The sequence below is a fragment of the Pseudaminobacter salicylatoxidans genome, from assembly GCF_003148475.1.
In the GTDB taxonomy this organism is placed as follows: domain Bacteria; phylum Pseudomonadota; class Alphaproteobacteria; order Rhizobiales; family Rhizobiaceae; genus Pseudaminobacter; species Pseudaminobacter salicylatoxidans.
Window position 1 is genome coordinate 158,467 of record NZ_QGGG01000003.1, and the last position, 22,779, is coordinate 181,245.

Consider the following 22,779-nt stretch of genomic DNA (forward strand, 5'->3'; position numbering starts at 1 on the left):
TGCCGGATCGATCTTAACGAAATGGGTTATGGGGAGCCATTCATGGCTAAGGCGGACGCGTGGGGCGCGCCCGATGGCAGTGCTTTTGCCCAACGCAAGGGCGGCACTCTGGCAGGAAACGCGAAGCTGATCGCTGCGCCGGCCTATCGACGCCTGCTGGCCGCCGAACCCTTCCTGCGTCGCTCCATCCCCGCCCTGATCATCGTCTTCCTGCTGGTCATCGCCGGCGTGCGCGCGCTCTCGCTGATGGCGTGGCACGAGGACGTGGAACGCAATGCCAAGATGGTTCTCAGCCTTGCGTCCGGAAATCTGGCGGCTTCGGTCGATCTGCTGGCAAAGGACGGCAGCAATTTCCCCGAGGCCAGCAGGGGGCTTCTGGAGCGCACGATCCGGCAGAGCGCCATAGGCGAACGCCATGTGCTGGTCATCATGGACGGCGCCTTCCGCGTCGTCGCCGCTTCGCCGCAACCCCTGCATTGGGAAGGCAAGGCGCTGGACGGCATCGTGACCGGCGGCCAGCCGCTCTTCATGTTCGGCACACGCGCAGGCGTCATGGACGTACGCATCGACGGCCAGGACTGGTACGCTGCGGTGAACATCGCCGGCGACCGCAAGGCCGCGTCCGCAACGCTGATCCCGGCGGAAGCCGTGTTTGCCGAATGGCGCAGGACCGTCTCGCTCAACGTCACCCTCTTCGTGGTGACTGCGGCGGTGCTGATCATCATCCTCTATGCCTATTTCAGCCAGGCGGCGCGCGCGCAGGCGGCGGACAGGCTCTTCGTCGACGCGCATCAACGCATCGACATGGCGCTGGTGCGCGGACGCTGCGGCCTGTGGGACTGGGACATGGTGCGCGGCAAGATGTACTGGTCGCGCTCGATGTACGAAATGCTCGGCTACGAGCCCTGCGACGACATGCTGTCCTTTGGCGAGGTGGACGACATCATCCATCATGAGGACGGCAACCTGTTCGAACTCGCCAACCGCGTGGTGGCGCGCGAGATCGACTCCATCGATCAGGTCTTCCGCATGCGCCATGCCGACGGCCATTGGGTGTGGATGCGCGCCCGCGCGCAGGTGATCGACCCCGATGCCCCGGAAATCCAGATGATCGGCATTGCCGTTGACGTCACCGAACAGCGCCATCTGGTTCTGCGTTCGGAAGCGGCCGACATGCGCCTGCGCACCGCAATCGAAAACATCACCGAATCCTTCGTGCTTTGGGATGCCCAGAAGCGCCTGGTGATGTGCAACAGCAAGTACCAGCAGGACAACGGCCTGTCGGATCGCGACGTGGTGCCCGGCACCCCGCGCCAGGTGATCGAACAGCGCATGAAGGCCTATGCCGCCGAACGCCGGCTGGCGAGCGCCACCATCCAGCGCGGAAGCGCGACCTTCGAGCGGCAGCTGGCCGACGGCCGCTGGCTGCAGGTCAACGAGCTGAAGACGCGCGACGGCGGCACCGTTTCGGTGGGCTCCGACATCACCCAGATCAAGCAGCATCAGGAAAAGCTGGTCGAAAGCGAGCGGCGACTGATGGCGTCCATCCACGATTTGAGCGTGGCACGCCGCGCCGAGCAGGAGCGCTCGCGCGAACTGGTGGAGATCAACAAGAAATACATGAAGGAAACGGAACGCGCCGAGGCGGCCAACCGAGCAAAGTCCGAATTCCTCGCCAACATGTCACACGAACTGCGCACGCCGCTCAACGCCATCATCGGCTTCTCCGAGCTGATGTCGTCGGGCCTGTTCGGCCCGCTCGGCTCCGACCGCTACGAGGAATACACGCGCGACATTCTCACCAGCGGCCAGTATCTGCTCGGCGTCATCAACGACATTCTCGACATGTCGAAGATCGAAGCGGGTCAGTTCTCCGTCGAAAGCGAGCAGATCGATCTTTGCCCGCTGATCAGCGAGACGGTGCGGGTGATCTCGTTGCAGGCGGCGCAGAAGTCGATCACGGTGGAAACCAAGATTGCGGAAGCGATGTCGGTCTATGCCGACCGCCGCGCGATCAAGCAGATCGTCATCAACCTGCTCTCCAATGCCGTGAAATTCACCGGCGAAGGCGGTCACATCACCGTGCGTGCTCGCAATGTGGCGAAGGCGCTGATGATCACCATAGAGGACAATGGCTGCGGCATCCCGAAAAGCGCGCTCAGCAAGCTCGGCCGGCCCTTCGAGCAGGTGCAGAACCAGTTCTCGAAGAACCATACCGGCTCCGGGCTGGGGCTTGCCATTTCCCGCTCGCTGACGGAACTGCATGGCGGCGCGCTGAAAATCCGTTCTGCCGAAGGCAAAGGCACCATCGTTTCGGTGCGCATCCCGGCCCGGCAGTCTGCCGCACCCGCGAAGGAAGCCGCTTAGGGCTATATCTATTCATTTGAGCATGATCTTTTCCGAAAATCGGCTTTCCACTTTTCGGGATCATGCTCTATGAGCGCTTCCTCGGCTTGAGCAGGGCCTGGAAATCGGCGCGCACCTTGCGTGATGTCTCCTTCAGGTGCGCTTCCAGCACACCGAAGTCAGGCAGATCGGTGGCGCGCAGCAGCAGATCGGCAAGGCCGGGGGGCATGTCTTCCCGCTCGAACGGTCCGGTGAGGCAGAGCCGGATCATCTGCGTCAGGTCCAGATAGAGCATGTAAGCATCGACCAGTTCCTGCCGCGTCTGAGGGTCGGCAAATCCGGGATCGAGTTTCGCCAGAATCTCCGCCGTGCCGGTGCCGTTCGGACCGCCGCTGCTGCAATGCGTCAGCACCGCCACCTGCGCGATGAATTCCAGGTCGATCAGCCCACCGGGGATGAGCTTTATGTCCCAGAGATCGCGCGGTGGTTTTTCCTCCTCGATCATCTTGCGCATGTCGGCCGCTTCCTTCGCCACCTTCGCGGCATCGCGCGGCAGGGCGATGATTGCGGAGACATCGCCTTCCACGCTTTTGCAGAAGCCGGCATCGCCTGCCACGGCGCGGGCACGGGTCAGCGCCATATGTTCCCATGTCCACGCATTCTCCCGCTGATAGCGGCGGAACGACTCGATATGGGTGGCGACCGGCCCCTTGTTGCCGGACGGGCGCAGGCGCAGATCCAGCTCATAAAGCACGCCCTCGGCGGTCGGAGCAGAGACGGCGGCGATCAGGCGCTGGGTCAGGCGCGCATAGTAGTGCGAGGGCGCGAGCGGCTTTTCTCCATCGCTCTCCTCTGCGTCCGGATCGTGATCGTAGAGCAGGATCAGGTCCACGTCCGAACCGGCGGTCAGTTCGCGGCTGCCGAGCTTGCCCATGCCGAGGATGGCGACCTTGCCGCCCTTCACCTTGCCGTGGCGCACGGCGAATTCGTCGATCACCGCATCCAGGGCCGCGCCGATGGTAAGGTCGGCCAGGTCCGAGAACGCCTTGCCGGCCCTGCCCGCGTCTATGGCTCCGGCCAGCAGCCGCACGCCGATCAGGAATTTCTGTTCGGCGGCGAAGATGCGCAGCCGGTCCAGAATATCCTCGTAGGTCTTGGCCGGATCGAGGAAAGCTTCCAGCCGCGCCGCCAGATAGTCCCTATCCGGCAATTCAGACAGAAGCGCGGGGTCCAGCAGGCCGTCGAACACATGCGGACGGCGCGTCACGATGGTTGCGAGGCGCGGAGCCGTGCCCATGATGGTGGCGAGCAGCCGCAGCAGGGCCGGATTGGATTGCAGCAGCGAGAAAAGCTGGATGCCAGCCGGCAGCCCGGCAAGGAATTCATCGAAGCGCATCAGGGCTTCGTCGGCGCGATGTGTCTTGCCGAACGCTTCCAGCAGCGCTGGCGTCAGTTCGGTCAGGCGCTCGCGCGCTTCGGCCGACTGAGTGGCGCGATAACGGCCGAAATGCCAGCTACGGATCACACGGCAGATGTCGCTCGGCCGCTGGAAACCCAGCTTGTGCAGCGTCTGAAGCGTATCGGGATCGTCCACGTCGCCGGTGAAGACCAGATTGCCGACCCCGGCGGAAAGCTCGGGCGCGGTCTCAAACAGTGCCGCATAGTGCCGCTCGACCTGATGCAGCGCGGCGCGGAATTCGGCGGCAAAGGCATCCTTGTCGGCGAAAGCCAGCATATGGGCGATGCGCTCGAGCCCTTCATCATCTTCGGGAAGCGTGTGGGTCTGCTCGTCCGCGACCATCTGGATGGCATGCTCCACCCGTCGCAGGAACCAATATTGCCGCGTCAGTGCATCGCACGCCTCGGCGGTGATCCAGCCACGCGCAGCAAGCTGGGCAAGCATGGGCACGGTTTCGCGGCCGCGCAGTTCCGGAAAGCGGCCGCCGGCGATGAGTTGCTGCGTCTGCACGAAAAACTCGATCTCGCGGATGCCCCCCCGGCCGAGCTTGACGTTATGGCCCTTCACGGCGATCTCGCCGTGCCCCTTGTGCGCGTGGATCTGGCGCTTGATCGAATGGACGTCAGCAATTGCGGCGAAGTCCATATATTTGCGCCAGACATAGGGCTGCAGCTCCTTCAGGAATGCGGCGCCGGCCTTCAGGTCGCCGGCCACCGGCCGGGCCTTTATCATGGCCGCACGCTCCCAGTTCTGGCCGCGGCCCTCATAGTAGAGCAAGGCGGCCTGCACCGGTATTGCCAGCGGTGTCGAGCCGGGATCGGGGCGCAGGCGCAGATCGGTGCGGAAGACGTAGCCGTTTTCCGTACGGTCCTGCAGGATGCGCACCAGCCGACGCGTGAGGCGCGCGAAGAGATCGGCCGCATCGAGCGGGTCAGTCACCGCCGGAGCGTCCGGCTCGAAGAACACCACAAGATCGATGTCGGAGGAGAAATTCAGCTCATGGGCGCCGAGCTTGCCCATGCCCAATATGATCCAGCCGGAGCCTTCGGTCGGATTGGCGGGGTCCGGCAATGTCAACTTTCCCTGCTGATGAGCTTCGCGCAGCAGGAAATCTACGGCAGCAGAGGTACAGGCATCGGCAAGATCGCTCAGGCGGCGCACCGTGACGGCGGCCTCCGCCTGTCCGGCCAGATCGTCCAGCGCGATCAGGAAATGGGCTTCCAGTTTCAGCCTGCGAAGCGCGGCCATCAGGCTTTTTTCGGAGACGTCTTCCGCACCGACCGTGTCCGTTATTTCCGCGAGAATGGCGGAAAGCCTCTGCGCGACCGACTGATCGAACAGGTTTTCGAGGATTTCGGGCCTGCGCCGGGCGCAGTCGCGCATGAAGACGGACAGATCGAACACGCCTTCCAGAAAGGCTTTCAGCCTGCCCTTGCCGTCGAGCAACGCCGCGAGGCGTGACAAGTCGTCGTGGCGCGCGGCATCGGCGATCTCGGCGATTTCGCCGACGGCGCGCTCGCGGTCGAGCGGGATCATCTCGGGAACGGGGCCGTCGAACCAGACCTGGTCTTTCGCCTTGCTCGCCAGCCCTGCTTTCATTTCCCGGCCTCGCTTTGTGGAAAGGTCATCGTCACCGATAATCCAGGATCGGCGGAGGCAAGTTCAAGCCTTCCGTGATGAAATTTCATGACCGCCTTGCAGAGACTGAGGCCAAGCCCGGAACCCGGCTGGGAACGGCTCTTTTCCAGCCGCACGAAGCGTTCGGTGGCGCGCTCACGGTCCACGGGATCGGGAATGCCCTGCCCATTGTCAGCCACCCGCAGGCGAACCTCCTGCGCGCCTTTCTCAAGCGTGACCTTCACCGTCGGCGTGCCGGTCGAATCCAGTGAATATTTGATGGCATTGTCGACGATATTGGAGAGCGCCTGCGCGATAAGCTCGCGATTGCCATTGACCATGAAAGCACCCTCCACCGGCGCTTCGAGAACCACGCCGCTTTCCTCCGCGACGGGCTCATAGAGCTCCACCACGTCGCGCACGGCAGCGGCCAGATCGACCTTCGTCACCGGCTCGGAGGAATAGCCGGCCTCGAGGCGGGAGATCATCAATATGGCGTTGAAGGTCCTGATGAGCTGGTCGGATTCGGCAATCGCGTTCTCCAGCGCCGCGCGATAATCCGCCGGCGTTCCGTTGCTGGAAAGTGCGGCCTCGGCACGATTGCGCAGGCGCGTCAGCGGCGTCTTGAGATCATGAGCGATGTTGTCGGAAACCTGCCGCAGGCCCTCGTTCAGGTCCTGAATGCGGGCGAGCATGTTGTTCAGGTTTTCCGACAGGCGATCGAATTCGTCGCCCGCGCCCGTTACCGGCAGGCGACCTGACAAATCGCCGCCCATGATGCGGCGGCTGGCGCCGGACACCTGATCGATGTGCTTCAGCGCCCTGCGGCCGACGAAATACCAGATCAACAGGGCACCCAGCCCCATCATGCCGAGCGCCGCCATCAAGGCACGCTGGACGACTTCGCGGAAGCGCTCCGGCTCCGTGAGGTCGCGGCCGACGAGGACGATCATCTGGTTAGGCAGGCGCGAGACGAGAGCAATCGCCTTGTGCCGGGGCGGCGACGGTTGCGCTGCGCCGGACGTGGATGAATCCGCGGTACGGCGATCCGGATTGTTGTCGCCGAAGCGCTGATAGGCAAAAGGCCGGTCCGTCCAGCCATCGGTGGAGAGTACTCCCAGTTCCAGGCTCTCCACATTCCCCGAGAGGATACGGCCATTCGCGTCGGCGATCAGATAGAGATTGGCTCCGGGCTGGCGCGCGCGCCGTTCTATCGTGCGCACGAGATAGGGCAGTCCGCCGCGCTGATAGGACTGGGCGAGCCCCTGCACCTCCTCGGTGATCGTCTCCATCGTTTGCGTGGTCAGCATGCGCGCGGAAAGCGACGTCATGTAGAAAACGAGCAGGATCGCGCAGAGCGTGAACAGGATGAGGTAGAGCGCCGACAGCCGCGCGGCCGTCGTCTTCATGATTGCCGGCAGTCTGAGCGCCATTCCTAACCGGCCTTGAGCATGTAGCCTGCCCCGCGAACCGTGTGCAGGATCGGGCTGTCGAACCCCTTCTCGATCTTGCCGCGAAGCCTCGAAACGTGAACGTCGATGACGTTCGTCTGCGGGTCGAAATGATAGTCCCAGACGTTTTCCAGCAGCATGGTGCGCGTGACCACCTGCCCCGCATGACGCATGAGATATTCGAGCAGGCGAAATTCGCGCGGCTGCAAGGTTATGTCGACTGCCCCCCGGCGTACGGTGTGCGACAGCCGGTCGAGTTCGAGATCGCCGATGCGATAGACCGTCTCGCTCTCGCGCGACGTGGCGCGACGGTTCAGAACCTCGATGCGCGCAAGCAGTTCAGAGAATGCGTATGGCTTGGTCAGATAGTCGTCACCGCCGGCACGCAAGCCAGTCACGCGGTCATCGACTTCGCCAAGAGCCGACAGGATCAGGACCGGGGTGGTGTTTCCGCGCGAACGCAGCCCGGCGATGACCGAAAGCCCATCACGGCGCGGCAACATGCGGTCGATGATCATGACATCGTAGTCGCTCGATTCCGCCAGAGCGAAACCGGTTTCGCCATCTCCCGCGACATGCGCGGTGTGGCCCGCTTCCTCCAGTGCCTTTTCAAGATATTCCGCTGCTTCGCGGTCGTCTTCTATAACGAGAATCTTCATGGGGCCACTATAGTTGATTTCGGCAGGCTCAAGGATACTTACGTGCATTGCCGACCTCCAACAAGATACGGCAGCAGGCGAACCTGCTGCCGTACGGGGTGGATGGAAACTGACAATCAACCACCCCTACCGATGCGCCAACACACACAGGACACATCGGAGAGTGTGCTCAATCAGCCATTGCTCACCGGCAGCGTGACGAAGCGGCTGGCGTCGTCACGCGTGACCTGGACGAGCACGGCCTTGCGGCCGGCCTTGGCGGCGTCCGCCATGGCCTGGGTTATGTCGCCCGCGCTCTTCACCTCCGCTGAATTGACTGAGGTGATGACGTCGCCGGCCTGAATGCCGCGATCGGCGGCATCGCTGTTCGGGTCCACGGCCGTGACGACCAGTCCCTTGCCGTCATCTGCGCCGGTGACGGTCAGGCCAAGGTCTGCCAGCGCGTCAGCCTGATCCTCCGGCGTCGCCGGCGCTTCGGTCGAAGCCTGCTTTTCAGAGGAAGGCAGGACGCCGAGATCGAGCTTGAGCGTCTCCGACTTGCCATTGCGCCAGAGCGTCACATCCACGGCCTTTCCGGGCGGGTTGGCGGCGATGATGCGTGCCAGTTCCCGCGACGAGGAAACATCCTTGCCGTCGACCTGGGTGATGATGTCGCCTGCAACGACGCCCGCCTTCTTGGCCGGTCCGTCATCCTGCACGCCGGCAACCAGCGCACCCTTGGCATCCTTGAGGCCGAGAGATTCGGCGATTTCGGACGTGACCGGCTGGATCTGAACGCCGAGCCAGCCGCGCTTGACGTTGCCGTCCTTGATCAGATCCTGGACGACCTGCTTGGCGGTCGAGGCCGGGATGGCGAAAGCAATGCCGACATTGCCGCCCGAGGGTGAGAAAATGGCGGTGTTGATGCCTACGACCTGACCGCTGAGGTTGAAGGCCGGGCCACCGGAGTTGCCACGATTTACCGCCGCATCGATCTGGATGAAGTCGTCATAGGGGCCGGCGCCGATGTCGCGGCCGCGCGCCGAGACGATGCCGGCGGTGACCGTGCCTCCAAGGCCGAACGGATTGCCGACCGCAACGACCCAGTCGCCGACGCGAATTGCGGAATCGTCGGCAAAATCGACATAGGTGAACTTGCCGCCGTCCTCGACCTTGAGAACGGCCAGATCGGTGCGCGGGTCGGTGCCGATCAGCTTGGCGTCGAGTTCCTTGCCGTCATTGGTGACGACGGTGAAGGCCGAGCCGTCTTCCACGACGTGGTTGTTAGTTACCAGATAGCCGTCTTCAGAGATGAAGAAGCCCGAGCCTTGCGCCACGGGACGCGGCTTGCGGTTGTGGTCACGATGCCAGCGGCGGCCATCCTGCCAACCCCGTTCACCTTCGCCACGGAACTGGCGGAAGAAACGTTTCATCGGGTGATCGTCGGGAAGGTTGTCGAAGCCCTGCGAGAACGGAGAGAAGCCGTCATCGGACATCTGGTCGACCTTGGCCTTGACGCGCACGCTGACCACGGCCGGCGTGACGCGCTCGACCACATCGGCGAAGCTCGGGACCTGCGGCGCATCGACCCGGACGGCGTCGGCCAGAACAGGCGTGGTTTCGGTGGTGACTGCGGTGAGGCCGATGGCGCCTGCAATGGCGACGGAAGCGGCCGCGGCCAGAAAGCGGCTGCGGCTCTTCGAAACCGTATTGGGGGAATTCGTCATGAGCTATCCTCTTGAAAGCGGGTGCGACCGAACCGCACCCTCTGCCAAGAGTGATAGAGTGGCCTACATTACAAGGCTCTTTCCGCGGGATGAAACTTTCGTAATGTTTGCCACGCGGAGGTCGTCACGCCTTCCGATCGTCGTGCAGGATAGCCTCAAGGGCCTGCTTCTCCTGCTCGCTCAGGGCAGAAACCTCCGCGACCCGCCGCGTGCGGACGGAATAGAGAACAGCAACGGCGCCACAGAGCAGCAATGCCAGCGGAGCCCCCCACAACAAGAGCGTATGCAGGCTGAGCCGCGGCTTCAGCAGCACGAATTCACCATAGCGGGAAACGATGTAGTCCAGAACTTGCTCGTCGCTGTCGCCCTTCGTCAACCTTTCACGCACAAGCACACGCAGGTCGCGTGCGAGATCGGCGTCGGACTGGTCGATGGACTGGTTCTGGCAGACCATGCAGCGCAGTTCGCTGGACAACGCCCGCGCGCGTGACTCCAACGCAGGGTTCTTGAGCACTTCATCCGGCTGCACTGCATGCGCAATGCCGCCGAAAGCCAGCATGCCGGCCAGCGTTGCGGCCACTATCCCAGGAAATTTCCTCATGACGCCGCCGGCTTCGGTTTGTCGGCGATACGGGTCGGCTTGCGCGAAGGCGCGCCGACGCGCAGGCGTCGGTCTGTGAGCGACACCGCCCCGCCCAGCATCATCACAAGCCCGCCGAGCCAGATCAGCGTCACCAGCGGCTTCCACCACATATGCACGACGACAGCGCCCTCGGGGAGTTCGTCGCCCAGTGAAACATAGAGCTGGCTGAACCCCATGGTCCTGATGCCGGCTTCGGTGGTCGGCATGCGGCGGGCCGGATAGAAGCGCTTGGATGAGATCAACGCCGCACCATCCTTGCCAGCAGCATCGACCAGCACGAAACGCCCACGATCCTCGGTGAAGTTCGGGCCCTGGAACGGACGAAGCCCTTCAAACCGCACGATGCGTCCGGCGATCTCTGTGGTTTCTCCGGGCTTCATGGTCAGGATGCGCTCGGCTTCGAACGAAACGACGCCGACGATGCCCAGCACCGTCAGGCCGATGCCCAGATGCGCCAGCGCCGTGCCGAACACCGAGCGCGGCAGGCCGGCAAGGCGGCTCAGTGCGATGCGCCCCGAAACCTTGCCGAAGCCGGACTTCAGCACGAGGTCGGTCAACGCCCCCAGAACCAGCCAGAAGGCGATGCCGATGCCGAGCGCGGCGAAGACGGTTGCGCCATCAATGAACAGCACAGTCACCAGCATCGCGATCAACGCGCCCCCGAATGCCATCATCAGGCGTTGCGCGGCTGCATATATGTCGCCGCGCTTCCATGCCAGCAGCGGTCCGAACGGCACGAGCAGGAGAAGCGGCACGATCAGCGCGCCGAAGGTGAGGTTGAAGAAGGGCGCCCCTACCGAAATCTTGTCCCCGGTCAGCGCTTCCAGCACGAGCGGATAGAGCGTACCGATAAGCACGGTGGCGGTAGCCGTGGTGAGGAACAGGTTGTTCAGCACCAGCGCGCCTTCACGCGAGATCGGCTGGAACATCCCGCCAGCCGTGAGGCTTCCGGCGCGCAGCGCAAACAGCGCCAGCGAACCGCCGATAAAAAGCATCAGGATGCACAGGATGAACACGCCGCGGCTTGGATCCGTGGCGAAGGCATGAACCGACGTCAGAACGCCCGAACGGACGAGGAAGGTGCCGAGCAGCGAAAGCGAAAAGGTGAGGATCGCCAGGAGCAGCGTCCAGATCTTCAGCGCCGACCGCTTTTCCATGACGATCGCGGAGTGAAGCAGCGCGGTGCCGGCCAGCCACGGCATGAAAGACGCGTTTTCCACCGGGTCCCAGAACCAGAAGCCGCCCCAACCCAGCTCGTAATAGGCCCAGTAGGAGCCCATGGCGATGCCGCCGGTCAGGAACACCCAGGCAGCAAGCGTCCACGGGCGCACCCAGCGCGCCCAGGTGGCGTCGATCTTGCCTTCGATGAGTGCGGCGACCGCGAAGGAGAAGCAGACCGAGAAGCCGACATAGCCCAGATAGAGAAGCGGCGGATGCACCGCCAGCCCGATATCCTGAAGGATCGGGTTGAGATCGCGCCCTTCGATCGGCGCCGGAACAAGCCGGGCGAACGGATTGGACGTGGTGAGAATGAAAAGGAAGAAGGCCGCGCCGATCCAGCCCTGCACCGCCAGCACATTGGCGCGCAAGGTTGCGGGAAGGTTGGCCCCGAAGGCTGCCACCAGCGCGCCGAAGAAAGTGAGGATCAGCACCCACAGCAGCATAGAGCCTTCGTGATTGCCCCATGTTCCGGTGAACTTGTAGAGCATCGGCTTCAATGAATGGGAGTTTTCCCACACATTGGCGACCGAGAAGTCCGACTGCATATAGGCCGTGGTGAGCGCCATGAACGACAGCGCCGTCAGGGCGAAGCCCGTTACCGTCACGGGGCCGCCCACGGCCATCAGCCGCTCGTTTCCGGTTCGCGCGCCGAACAGCGGCACGACCGATTGCACCAACGAGAGCGCGAAGGCGAGGACGAGTGCGAAGTGACCGATTTCAACCATGTGTCAGTTCGCCTTTCCGGAGCCGTCTTCCCACACGCCTTTGGCCTTCAGGCTGTCGGCCACTTCCTTGGGCATGTAGTTTTCGTCATGCTTGGCAAGCACACTGTCAGCGACGAACACGCCATCAGATCCAAAGCTGCCTTCGGTGATGACGCCCTGCCCTTCCCGGAACAGATCGGGCAGGATACCGGTATAAGTCACCTTCACCGTGTTTTCCTGATCCGTGACGGCAAAGCTCACCTGCGTGCCCTGTCCGCGGACGATGGAGCCGTTCTCGACCAGCCCGCCCAGGCGGATGCGCTGCCCCGGCTGCAGCGTTGCAGCCTGCAAATCGGCCGGCATGAAGAAATACGAGGCCTTCTGGCCGAGCGCGTAAAAGGTCAGCGCCGTGGCACCGATCAGGAAAGCGGCGCCCACGGCAATCACGGATAACCGTTTCTGCTTGCGGGTCATTCAAAATTACTCCGTCGCCGGCAAGCCGAGCGAAGTTGCGAATTCGGCGAATTTCCGGCCGTCATCGGAGGTCTTTCCCAAGGCGGCAAGCCCACGCTCCAACGTGGAGCGGGCATCGTCGTTCCTGCCGAGTACGAGATAGGACCGCAAGAGCCGCTTCCAACCCTCCGCATCATGCGGGTTTTGGCGCAGCTTTTCGTCGAGGCCTGTCACCATGGTTTCGATCATGGCCTTGCGGTCTTCCGGCGCCATCGAGGCGGCCGCATCCATGTCCTGTTGCGTCGGGCCGGATGCCGGAGTTTCACCGGTGACTGCGGCCATGCGTTTGCGCGTCTCGGCCAGAGCCTCCTGGGTCGGCTGACGCCAGGGGGAATCAGCAGGTAACACAGCCAGCATTTCCTGCCACGCCGCCGCCGCGTCCGCCATCTTGCCGTCTTGCACCAGCCCGGTCGCGAGATAGAATCGCGCTTTCGGCTGATCCTTCTCCAGCCTCAGCGCCCGCTCGAACGCCTGCTGCGCCTCTGCCGAAACGACGCCGGCGCCGGCATTGGTGACTGCTTCGCCCAAACCTGCCTCGCGATCGGCCGTGGAACCGAGCAGGCGGATGGCATTGCGATAGGCTGTCACCGACTGATCGTAGCGGCCCATGCGCAGGTAAACCGGCGCCAGCACGTCCCAGCCACGCCCGTCTTCCGGATTGGAGGCAAGATGCGCCTCGGCCCGCCCTATAAGTTCGTCAACCGTGCTGTCGGCCGGATTTTGCGCAAGTCTTTCCTGCAGGGGCTGGGACGGAATGTCCGGGGAGCCAAGCATGCCGTAGAGTCCCCAACTCACCAGCGGAACGGCGAGCACCGCAACTGCGCCCATCAGGCGGCCGAGCTTCGGCAGGCGCATTCCTCGCGGCCGATCCGCCTCGGCCTTTCCGATTCGGATGATCCGACGCGCAATCTCCGCCCGCGCCTGTTCGGCATCGGCAGGCTGGATCAAACCACGCTCGGCATCGCGTTCCAGTTCGGCAAGCTGGTCGCGATAAACTTCGAGATCATGATCGCTTTCGGACGAATCACCTTGCGAACGACCCGCCAGCGGGAGCAACACCGCCAGGCTGGCCCCAAGCGTCAGCAAGGCGGCAACAAACCAGAACACCATGGGTCCTTAATAGTCCTCACTGGCATGCATGCCAACATGCAAGACCTGCGGCGGATTGACGACTTGCCAGCCTATCCGCCTGCTTTCATTCGGTAGAAATCACAAATCAGAAATCAGGTCAGAGGCGTCCAGCTTCCGTCCGGATTGCGGCAGGCAGTGCCGCGCGCCGCGCGCGATTGCCCGTTGATGTAAACGGTCTGCGTATACTGTCGGCAATCCTGCGATCCGACTCTATAGGGCTGCGCGGCCACGACCTGCCCGGACCTGCCCTGCTGGTTGCCCTGCCAAAGCACGGGCTGTCCGCTCTGCGTATACTCCAGCGCGCGATACTCTGCCTCCAGCGCCTTGCGGCGCTCACCGTCATCGAGCCCGGCACCGATCGTCCCCCCAACGAGGCCACCGCCCATGGCGCTTATGATCGTGGAGGCGACTTTGCCGTTTCCGGAGCCAGCCGCGCTTCCCGCCGCCGTTCCCAGCGAAACGCCCGTAGCCGTGCCGCTTTGGCCGCCCTTGAAGCCGGTTGTGGTGCATCCTGCGACAGCAAGCAAACCGACAACCAGCGCCGCGCCAATCTTCATGCTTGCCATCGATTCGAGATTTCCTTCTTTGATCAAAGGCTTGAGAGTTCCGGTAAATTCGATATTTGGCCGAAATTAGGCCACGAAACCCGACTTCATCCAAAGTAATTTCTATTGGACGCTGCGAAGTTGAACAACTGCTTTAAGTCCCCCAAGGGCAGATCGTTCCAACATAAGGTTTCCGCCATATTCGTTGACGAGATCGGCAACGATCGCCAGACCAAGTCCCGTTCCGGGTTTGGTTTCGTCCAGACGCCGCCCACGCTTCAGCGCCTCGCGGGCCTTCGCCTCCGGAATGCCGGGACCGTCATCCTCTATCGCCAGGGAAAACAGCCCCGTGCTGGCCTGATGCGGAACAAGCGCGGCCGAAATACGCACCTTGCCCTTCGCCCACTTCATCGCATTTTCGAGCAGGTTGCCGACAAGCTCTTCCAGATCCCCGCGCTCGCCGCCGAACACGATGTCTTCGCTCGGCAACAGCAATGAAAGCTCGGTATCGGGGTTGAGCTTGGTCATCACCCTGACCATGCGCTGCAGGACCGGGCCCACCGGCGTTCGGTAGACCACGCTGTCGCGCTGGGCTGCCACACGGGCACGCTGGAGATAGTGTTCCACCTGGCCTTGCATGGCGGATGCCTGATCGATGATCAGTTTCCCGCGGCTTCCGCCAAGCGTCCTTCCCTCGTTCAGCAGCACCGCCAGCGGCGTCTTGAGAGAATGGGCGAGATTGCCGACCTGCGTGCGGGATCGTTCGACAATGCGCTTGTTGTTCTCGATCAGCGCGTTGGTCTCGTTTGCAAGCGGCTCGATTTCAGCGGGAAAGCGCCCGTCCAGCCGCTGCGCCGTACCCTCCCGCACAAGCGCGAGCGCGGCGCGCACCCGGTTCAGCGGGCGCAGCCCGAGCAGGATCGCGATGGCGTTGATGGCGATCATGCCGAACCCGAACAGCGACAGATAGAAGAAAAGCCGGCGATCGAAGATGCCGATCTCGTTTTCCAGCTCGCTGCGGTTGCCCATCACGCGGAAGCGGGCAATGCGGTTCTTGGCGTCGAGGACGAACTCGCTCTCCATGACCTCGATTTCCTCGCCGGCAATACCCTGTGTGCGGTAGTTGCGCTGGAACGAGGAGTTGAAAGGCACCTCGGAGGCCGAAGGCGACGGAATCGGCTCGGTCATGGAAGGAGAACGCAGCCCCCCGCTCAACCCTTGCGAAACCGATTCGACCGACCAGTACCAACCGGAGTTGGGCTCCGAGAACCGCAGATCGCCCAGATCGGGGCCGCCGGTGAGGACGCCGGGTTCCGATACCCCGACGGAGCCGATGAGATTGAAAAGATGCGCTGAAAGCAGGCTTTCGAAGCCGCGCTCGCTCGTCTGGCGATAGAGGGTGGTGATGACCGTGTAGATAACGATGAGCGCCACCACGGCCCAGATGGTCGAGAATGCGATAACGCGGAAGGTGAGCGAGCGTGGCCCGAACGTCATCCACATTTTCCGCGGGGCGTACCGGCCTGCCATCTCATGCCGAAGGCTCGCGCATGCGATAGCCCATGCCGCGAACCGTCTCGATCAGGTCGGCACCCATCTTCTTGCGAAGACGCCCGACGAAAACCTCGATCGTGTTGGAATCACGATCGAAATCCTGATCGTAGAGATGCTCGACCAGTTCCGTGCGCGAGACCACCTGGCCCATATGATGCATCAGATAGGCAAGCAGGCGGAATTCATGGGAGGTGAGCTTGAGCGGAACGCCGTCGACATCGGCCTTGGATGCCTTGGTGTCCAGGCGCAAGGGGCCGCACGACAGTTCGGACGAAGCATGGCCGGCCGCACGACGAATGAGCGCGCGCACGCGCGCCAGCACTTCCTCGATATGATAGGGTTTGGTCACATAGTCGTCCGCGCCGGCATCAATGCCCGCGACCTTGTCGCTCCAGCGGTCGCGCGCCGTGAGAATCAGGACAGGCATCTTGCGCCCGTCGCGTCGCCAGCGTTCGACCACGCTGATCCCGTCCATCTGCGGCAGGCCGATGTCGAGCACCACTGCATCATAGGGTTCGGTATCGCCAAGGAAGTGCCCTTCCTCGCCATCATAGGCGCGGTCGACCACATAGCCGGCATCGCTCAACGCGTCCGCAAGCTGGCGGTTCAGTTCCTTGTCATCTTCGACGACCAATATACGCATGCTATCCGCCTGTAGTCCCTGTTTCGGGCAGGTATAGGTCGTTTCCGCACCGATGGAAAACTTCGCGCGCCACCCTCAATTCTGCGGCACCACAAATTCGGCCCGGCGCGGACGTTGGCCGTCCTTGCCCGGCACCAGCACCACGATCACGCATACGGGCTGGCCGCCTTGCGTGGAAGCGCTTGCTCTGGCGAGCGTGCCCCCGTTCTGCGAGGCAACCCGTTGCCCAATCGCATAGCAATCGGCAGCGGCAACGACCATTGTCCCCTGCTCCTGCGAGCGGGCTGAAGATACAGCCTGCACCGCAGGCGCAAGCACGCCCAGTGCACACAGGGCCATGATGGCAGATCGGAACGTATAACGGGGCATCTTCATGGTTGTTGCTTGTAGCCGGTGACTGCTGAACACGAAATGAACACAGATCAGCAGCAAATGCGCCGAGCGGCAACCCTTGGCCGGAAAATGCCCGGTTTTTCAGCCGATCCTGTTTTTCGCGGCCAACCGCCCGATGATCGCAACTATACCGCCCAGCGCGGCGACGGCCTGCAGGATCGAATCCGTCAGAAGCGCCTGATCCGTATCGCTGATGGTCAGACCCGCCAGCCCGGCACCTGCCGCGGCCACCGTGATCAGCGCGGCCCATATGGTGCGCGACAGATACCAGGGTTTGTTTTCCGTCATGCGTGCTCTCCTTGTTCGCACATGAAATCACTGCAACGGGAAATGTCGGCTCACCGGCAATCCCCAACCCACAGCAGTGCTGAACTGCCTGACCGTAACGTCGAACGCGGTCGCCGAAGCCAGGTCGCCCACGATCGACACGGCCGGATAAATCCATCGCGGCTCCGATACGACGACCGAACGAAGCGGCGTGCCGTCCGGCAATGCGATGTCGATACGATACTCCTCGCGCTCTTCGCCCAGCGGCACGTCCTCGGGCGCCCAGTCGTCGGCGTTCAGCCTGCCGCGCCTGATCCAATTCAGCGAAACGTCCCCGTTCGCCGCTCGCTTCGCATTGAGATGGACCGGCGCCAGTGGCAGCAAGGCGCGCAGGCCACCCGCCGCCGAAATCGCCGCGAAGCGTTCGTCGGAAAAGTCAGCGCCTATCGGACCGACCCGCCAGTTGAGCGTCCGGCCGATTTCGGAAGGCAGCAGACCAGCCGGCTGAACCGCGTCATCCAGCACCACGAAATCCGCGCCTGTCATGGCTCCGGTTTCCATCGCATCGGCCGTTCCCAGTTGCCCGCGCAGCAGATCGGTCAAACGCCACGTATCCGGCGCAATCTCTTCGGCAGTCTGGAACTGAAGGACTTCCCACACGCCGTTGTGAGCGCGCACGGCAGCGGCATTCGCGCCGTTCAGCAGTTGCAGGCGACTGACGCTGCTGGCCTCGGCATCGAACAACTCGACGATGAGCGATGCCTTCCTGTCGATGCGTCCTTCGAAACCCGCGCCCAGAGGCTCCAGAAGCCGCCCCATCCGGGCGGGCCGCGAAATCGCACCGCGCTGCGCGAAGCCGGTCTGCTCCGGCGAGACGAACAGCAACTGGCTTCGCCAGGGCTTTTGCCAGACCGCAACCCGAAACTGGTCTTGCGCCTCACCTCCATTGGGGCCGACTGGCAGGTCAAGAAGCTGGAGATACGGCTGGCCAACCTCCACGGCCGGCGGCACCGGCGGCACGATCTCCTGCGGATGCCAGGTCGCCGGTGCCGAGCGCGCGACCTGCCGCGCCGAAACCTTGCGGACCAACCCGTCCTCGATTTCCGTGACGATGAAATTGGCGCCGTCCTGGCGTGGCAGCCTCACGACCGTTCCCGGCGTGATCTCCGGGCTCGGATTCGGCACCGCAAAGCTGACGGTTTCACGCGCCGACCAGATGCGGCGCATCCAGTCATCCAGCAATGCCTGTGCCTCGCTCGCCTCCAGCACGCCGGGGAATGAAATAACATGCTGCCGGCTGCCGCCCGCGCCCAGCCGAAGCGAGCGCACGGACGCCGTCTGATATTCGATGAGCGGATCGCGGAACGCGAGGATGCCCTCGACCGGCAATTGGTGATCCGGCGCACGTACCGTCTCCATGGTCGGGCCGCGATCCTCCACCACCAGTTCATCCAGCTCGATCACCGAGGCCGCCTGCGCGGAGTTGCTGCGGAAAACCAGCCCGCCGGCTTCCTCCTGCACGGCAAGGTCGAACAGTTCGACGACCGGCTCCAGAGCCTCACGCGCCGAACAAAGATCGGAAATCACGTATCCCTGCACGGTGCCATCGGCATTCACTGCGTTGGCGGGCGGCAGCCCGTGGTCTTTCAGTATCTGGTCCACCAGCGCCTCGACGGATGGATTGTCGATGCGCCCGTTGAGCCAGTGCCCCCGGCTCCAGTTGTCACCGTCCGACCATACATTCTTGTGCAGCGGGAATGCCGGGAACGGACGGGCATCCCATGCCCAAAGATAGATGCGTGAGCTATCCACCATCCGTCCGCCATATGCCGCAGCTACCGGATTGTTCGTCTCGTTGAAGCCGATACCGCCAGGCTTCCAGTAACCGGCATGCGCCTCAAGAAACCTTTGTTGGGCAAGGTCGGAGCGCCCGCCATTCGAAAAATAGGGAACCGCGTTTTCGGCGGACTTGGGATCGGGAAAGACATTGGGCTGGTTGGTGCCCTTGTCCACGGCGGGGCAGCCGAGTTCGGTAAACCAGATCGGCTTGGAGCCGGGCACCCACGCCGTGGATGTCTTCGCCTCCAGCCCGCCGATGCGGTCATAGTGCCGGTTGCTCCACCAGCTCACCAGGTCCTTGTAGCGATAGACCCATGGCTTGCCGTGGGCTCCGTCCGTTATCGGCGTGCGCTCGCGCCGCAAGCGGGCCTGATCGGATGGATAGTACCAGTCGAAACCCTCACCGCCGCCGATTGCCTTGCGCAAACCGGCCGGATCGTAAGGACCGCGAAACCCATCCGGGTTGGGCGCGACATAGTCCGCGTCGCGCCAGTCCGAAAGTGGCATATAATTGTCGATGCCAATGGCGGTGATTGCCGGGTGCGCCCACAGCGCATCCAGATGGAAATGAACATTGCCGCTGCCATCGGCGGGCTGATGCCCGAAATATTCGCTCCAGTCGGCCGCGTAGGTGATAGCCGCCGCGCTTCCGAGAACCGCCCGGACATCGCCGGCAAGCGCGCAAAGCGCCTCCACGAAGGGAAAGGCGTCGTTGTGGTCGCGCAAGGTGGTCAGCCCGCGCAACTCGGTCCCGACCAGAAAGGCATCGACGCCGCCGGCAGCCACGGCGAGATGCGCGAAATGCAGCAGGAAACGCCTGTAACCCCAGTCATCCGCCGTTCCATGGAAACGAATGGTGTTCGACGTTGCCGAAAACTGCCCGCTCGTAGCCGTTCCCAGAAAACCCGCCACCTGCGCGCGTGCCGCCGCCGTTCGGTCGGCCGTGCCGGGGCGCGACGGCGCGGGATTGCAGGTGATGCGCCCCCGCCAGGGGTAACGCGCCTGCCTTGCGTTGCCATAAGGGTCGGGCAAGGTGTTGTCGGCCGGCACGTCCATCATGATGAAGGGATAGAGCGTGGCTTTCAGGCCGCGCGCCCGGATCTCGCGGATCGCAGCGATGATGCTGGCATCGGATGGCGTTCCGCCATAGGCGGAGCCGTTGCCCGACCAGGACACCAGCATCGCGCTCTCACGCGTAATGCCGGAGGCGACCCACTCGCTCGACAGGCCTGCCGTGCTGCGATGGGTCACCCCCGGCCGGATGCGGCATTCGCCGGCGCGCAGATCGTTGCCGAACCAGGTCGCGACAACGGCAACATGCTCCAGGTTCGGGCACAGCATCTGCAACTCATCCAGCGAAGCCGCAATATCGGTTGCGCCGTGAAGCATGTGGCGGTTTTCGGCGCCCGTCTCGCCGGGGCGCTTCTGCCGCTTCACCAGTTCCGGCGCGAGGCCATATTCGGTCGCGCCGGGAATGAGGCAGACCGCCCGAACCTGCTTCGTCAGTTCGCCGACCGGTCGCAACACCTCGAACTGGAATTGCGGGATGCGGTTGCCGAACTCGGTGAGCGGAAAGCGGTCGATGACGACATAGGCCACGCCGCGATAGGCGGGAGCGTTGCCGCCTCCCTGCCTTGCGGAAATCAGCGGGTCCACCGACTGGCTTTCAGTGCCGCGATAGACGCGCATCTCATAGTCATTGCGGTCGATTTCGCGCCCATCCGCCCAGACGCGGCGGATGCCGGCGATCTCGCCTTCGCACAGGGCAAAGGCGGCATTGGCGAAATAGGAATATTCGGTCACGCGCGGGCCACCCTTGGAGCCCTGCCGCGTGGTCGTCTTCTGCTCCTCGAAGCGCGTGGCCCAGATAAGCGTGGCACCCAGCCGCGCCGTTCCGTAGACCCGTGGCAACGATGCCCCCTCCTCGGCGGTAAACGGGCGCGCACCCGTCAACCTCGGCCCTTCGATGCGGCGTGTGCTGTCGATCAGCGCCCTGTCCACGACGTAGCCGGCCAGCGCGCCGGCGGCCGAGCCAATGGCGCCGCCGACAGGGCCGAGCATGCCGCCAAGCATCGCGCCGGCAGCTTGCAGCAGAATGGTTGCCATCGTGGCCTCCGGGAAATCAGATGGGTTTGTCTGGGAATGCGAACATGCCGGCGATGCGGCTCCGCCATTGCGGCACAAGCGCCGAGATCACCACGGCACTGCCCTGATAGGCATGGATGAACCTGTCATCGGCGACCATGATTGCGGCATGCTTGGCCGGCAGATGCGCACGCCAGCGAAACAGCACGAGATCACCGGCTCCAGGCCCCTCCCGCTTTTCGACGCAATGCCGCCGCGCCGCAGCCAGCAACCTGTCCTGCCCACCCGCCTCGGCCCAGTCCGGCGCGTAAGGCCCCGGCTTCTCAGGCCCGCGGCCGTAGACCGCCTGCCACACGCCCAGCACAAGGCCAAGACAATCGCAGCCCACCCCCTTGCGCATACCCTGATGCCGGTAGGGCGTGCCGAGCCAGCCCGTCGCCTCCGCCACGATCATTTCCGGGATGGAGCGACTCATGGAACCACAGGGCCACCGTCGAAGCGGCCTCCCTCCGTGACATAGCCGTAGGCGGCATCATTGCCAGGCAGATGCGGGAAGCCGCGGAAATTCATCGCATTCGAGAATTTCGACTTGCAGGTGGCAAAACTCCTGTCACAGCCGGCGGTGATGGAAAATGCATCTCCCGGTTCGATTTTCGGACCCGGCTGCTGAAGGGTCAGTACGACCCCGCGCATGTCCTTTCGGTGATCGACCACTCGGTTCTTGCGGCCGGCGCCGCCGCCCGAGGTCCAGACAAGCACTCCATGAGAAAACCAACCCGGCTCGAAGGCATCAAGACCTGAGACCACTATGGTGTCTCTTTCCTCGCTCGCCGACGCCATGCCCGTTGCGGCATAGGCGGAACCGGCAAGCGCGAAGCCGCAGCGCACATCGCCCAGTTCCGCATCGCAGGCGCGCGCGACATAGCGTCCGTTCGGCTGATCCAGCGCATGTACGAGGCTTTCCAGCTCCGCAACGAAGCGGCCGTCACTGCGCGTGATCTTGCCGATCGTGGCGGTACGCAGCCGCGCGAACTGCTCCGGCTTGCGCCAATTCACCAGCAGCGTTTCCACTTTCGCGCCGTCATAGAGGCCAGCGGCGATGTCCTCGTCGCTGATATTTGCCGCAGACAGCGCGCCTTCGACATCGACCGTATCGACGGCAAGGCCCAGCGTGTCGCGCGCCTCGCTGGCGCTGAAGCCGGTTTCGGGTTCGAAGCGGGTGCCATCGACCGTCAACAGCCAGTCATGGTCGGTATAGCCGGTCACGATGCCATCCGTCCGCGTCAGCCGCCAGCAATGGCAAACGGTCGTGACGTCGCGGCCCAAATGATCGGCGAAGGCAGGCGGATAGATGCTCAAAGCTGCACCTCGACCAACGGGATCGACGGAATCTGCCCTGCCTTGAACGCTGTCAGGCTCATCGACATGCGCTCCGTGTCGAAGCGAACCGGCACGTCGAATTCGAAACCGGCAGTGACGGCCGCCTCGGTCGCAGGCGCCTGCTGCAATACGATCTCTCCGGTCGCATCGTCGAAGGTGAAGTCGCCGGCATCAAGCTCCGCCGCATCGACCGCAACCTGCAGAGACGAAAGAACCGGCTTCCAGATCAGTCGCAGATAGGCGTCCTGCCCGGTACCGTAGCTCTTCACCAGCTTGAAGCGTCTGGCCGTTCCGTCACCGACCCCCAGCAATTGATCGGTGGGCGAAGGGATTGCCTGCGGACGGCACGACTTCATGTCGAACGGATCGCGAAAACGGAACGCATGCAGGGATCCTCGCCGCGCCTCGAAGAAGACGAGCACATCGTGCAGTTCTTCCAGAGACTTCACGCCGGTGCCGGCATCATAGACATGCCGTGACTGGGAAAACCGCGCATTGCGCTTTTCCCGACCCGATGTCAGCGAAACGATCTCGTTGCGCCGTTCGGGTCCACCGGTCGCGCCGAAGGACACGGCGAGCGGAAAGCGCACGTCGTGAAAACTGGAAAGCTCTGACATTCGCCA

18 protein-coding genes are annotated in these 22,779 nt (G+C 63.4%); 1 reads left to right on the forward strand and 17 read right to left on the reverse strand.

Features of this window, described 5'->3' with window-relative positions:
- Positions 1–42: 42 nt before the first annotated feature.
- Complete coding sequence (locus tag C7441_RS05655; protein WP_109612050.1) at positions 43–2,367, forward strand: PAS domain-containing sensor histidine kinase; 2,325 nt, start codon at positions 43–45, stop codon at positions 2,365–2,367.
- 67 nt (positions 2,368–2,434) lie between these two features.
- Here the strand turns inward: C7441_RS05655 and C7441_RS05660 are convergent, their stop codons facing one another.
- The 17 genes from C7441_RS05660 to C7441_RS05740 form a co-directional block, all read right to left on the reverse strand.
- Positions 2,435–5,404 carry a bifunctional [glutamine synthetase] adenylyltransferase/[glutamine synthetase]-adenylyl-L-tyrosine phosphorylase gene (locus C7441_RS05660; RefSeq protein ID WP_109612051.1) on the reverse strand — a complete coding sequence of 990 codons (2,970 nt, stop codon included), beginning with the start codon at positions 5,402–5,404 and terminating at the stop codon, positions 2,435–2,437.
- On the reverse strand, positions 5,401–6,855 hold the full coding sequence (locus C7441_RS05665; protein ID WP_026060399.1) for a sensor histidine kinase: 1,455 nt from the start codon (positions 6,853–6,855) through the stop codon (positions 5,401–5,403). The genes C7441_RS05660 and C7441_RS05665 overlap by 4 nt, the downstream gene beginning before the upstream one ends.
- 2 nt (positions 6,856–6,857) lie before the next feature.
- A complete protein-coding gene (locus C7441_RS05670) occupies positions 6,858–7,532 on the reverse strand; it encodes a response regulator transcription factor (RefSeq protein WP_170125030.1) in 675 nt (224 codons plus the stop codon).
- A 173-nt stretch (positions 7,533–7,705) separates the two neighbouring features.
- On the reverse strand, positions 7,706–9,238 hold the full coding sequence (locus C7441_RS05675) for a DegQ family serine endoprotease (protein WP_109612053.1): 1,533 nt from the start codon (positions 9,236–9,238) through the stop codon (positions 7,706–7,708).
- 124 nt (positions 9,239–9,362) lie between these two features.
- On the reverse strand, positions 9,363–9,797 hold the full coding sequence (locus C7441_RS05680) for a cytochrome c-type biogenesis protein (protein WP_019172191.1): 435 nt from the start codon (positions 9,795–9,797) through the stop codon (positions 9,363–9,365).
- A 38-nt stretch (positions 9,798–9,835) separates the two neighbouring features.
- Positions 9,836–11,827, reverse strand: a complete 1,992-nt coding sequence (locus C7441_RS05685) for a heme lyase CcmF/NrfE family subunit (RefSeq protein WP_109612055.1) — start codon at positions 11,825–11,827, stop codon at positions 9,836–9,838.
- 3 nt (positions 11,828–11,830) lie between these two features.
- Positions 11,831–12,280, reverse strand: a complete 450-nt coding sequence (gene ccmE, locus C7441_RS05690) for a cytochrome c maturation protein CcmE (protein ID WP_019172189.1) — start codon at positions 12,278–12,280, stop codon at positions 11,831–11,833.
- 6 nt (positions 12,281–12,286) lie between these two features.
- The gene (ccmI, locus tag C7441_RS05695) at positions 12,287–13,429 is read right to left on the reverse strand and encodes a c-type cytochrome biogenesis protein CcmI (RefSeq protein WP_109612056.1); all 1,143 of its coding nucleotides are present in this window, start codon (positions 13,427–13,429) and stop codon (positions 12,287–12,289) included.
- Between the two features lie 113 nt (positions 13,430–13,542).
- Entirely contained in the window at positions 13,543–14,007 is a 465-nt protein-coding gene (locus C7441_RS05700) for a hypothetical protein (protein ID WP_026060397.1), read from the reverse strand.
- Between the two features lie 111 nt (positions 14,008–14,118).
- Complete coding sequence (locus tag C7441_RS05705) at positions 14,119–15,492, reverse strand: ATP-binding protein (protein ID WP_170125023.1); 1,374 nt, start codon at positions 15,490–15,492, stop codon at positions 14,119–14,121.
- Positions 15,493–15,526: 34 nt separating this feature from the next.
- A complete protein-coding gene (locus tag C7441_RS05710; protein ID WP_019172186.1) occupies positions 15,527–16,192 on the reverse strand; it encodes a response regulator transcription factor in 666 nt (221 codons plus the stop codon).
- A 75-nt stretch (positions 16,193–16,267) separates the two neighbouring features.
- A complete protein-coding gene (locus C7441_RS23970) occupies positions 16,268–16,567 on the reverse strand; it encodes a hypothetical protein (protein ID WP_170125024.1) in 300 nt (99 codons plus the stop codon).
- 99 nt (positions 16,568–16,666) lie between these two features.
- Positions 16,667–16,873, reverse strand: a complete 207-nt coding sequence (locus tag C7441_RS05720; protein ID WP_019172184.1) for a hypothetical protein — start codon at positions 16,871–16,873, stop codon at positions 16,667–16,669.
- A gap of 27 nt (positions 16,874–16,900) precedes the next feature.
- Complete coding sequence (locus C7441_RS05725; RefSeq protein ID WP_109612058.1) at positions 16,901–20,797, reverse strand: baseplate multidomain protein megatron; 3,897 nt, start codon at positions 20,795–20,797, stop codon at positions 16,901–16,903.
- 16 nt (positions 20,798–20,813) lie between these two features.
- Positions 20,814–21,251: an NlpC/P60 family protein gene (locus tag C7441_RS05730; protein ID WP_109612059.1), complete on the reverse strand. Its 438-nt coding sequence runs from the start codon at positions 21,249–21,251 to the stop codon at positions 20,814–20,816.
- Positions 21,248–22,135 (reverse strand): DUF2163 domain-containing protein, encoded by an 888-nt coding sequence (locus tag C7441_RS05735; protein ID WP_109612060.1) that lies wholly within the window; start codon positions 22,133–22,135, stop codon positions 21,248–21,250. Before C7441_RS05735 ends, C7441_RS05730 begins: the two co-directional genes overlap by 4 nt.
- On the reverse strand, positions 22,132–22,773 hold the full coding sequence (locus C7441_RS05740; protein WP_109612061.1) for a DUF2460 domain-containing protein: 642 nt from the start codon (positions 22,771–22,773) through the stop codon (positions 22,132–22,134). The genes C7441_RS05735 and C7441_RS05740 overlap by 4 nt, the downstream gene beginning before the upstream one ends.
- Between the last annotated feature and the right edge of the window lie 6 nt (positions 22,774–22,779).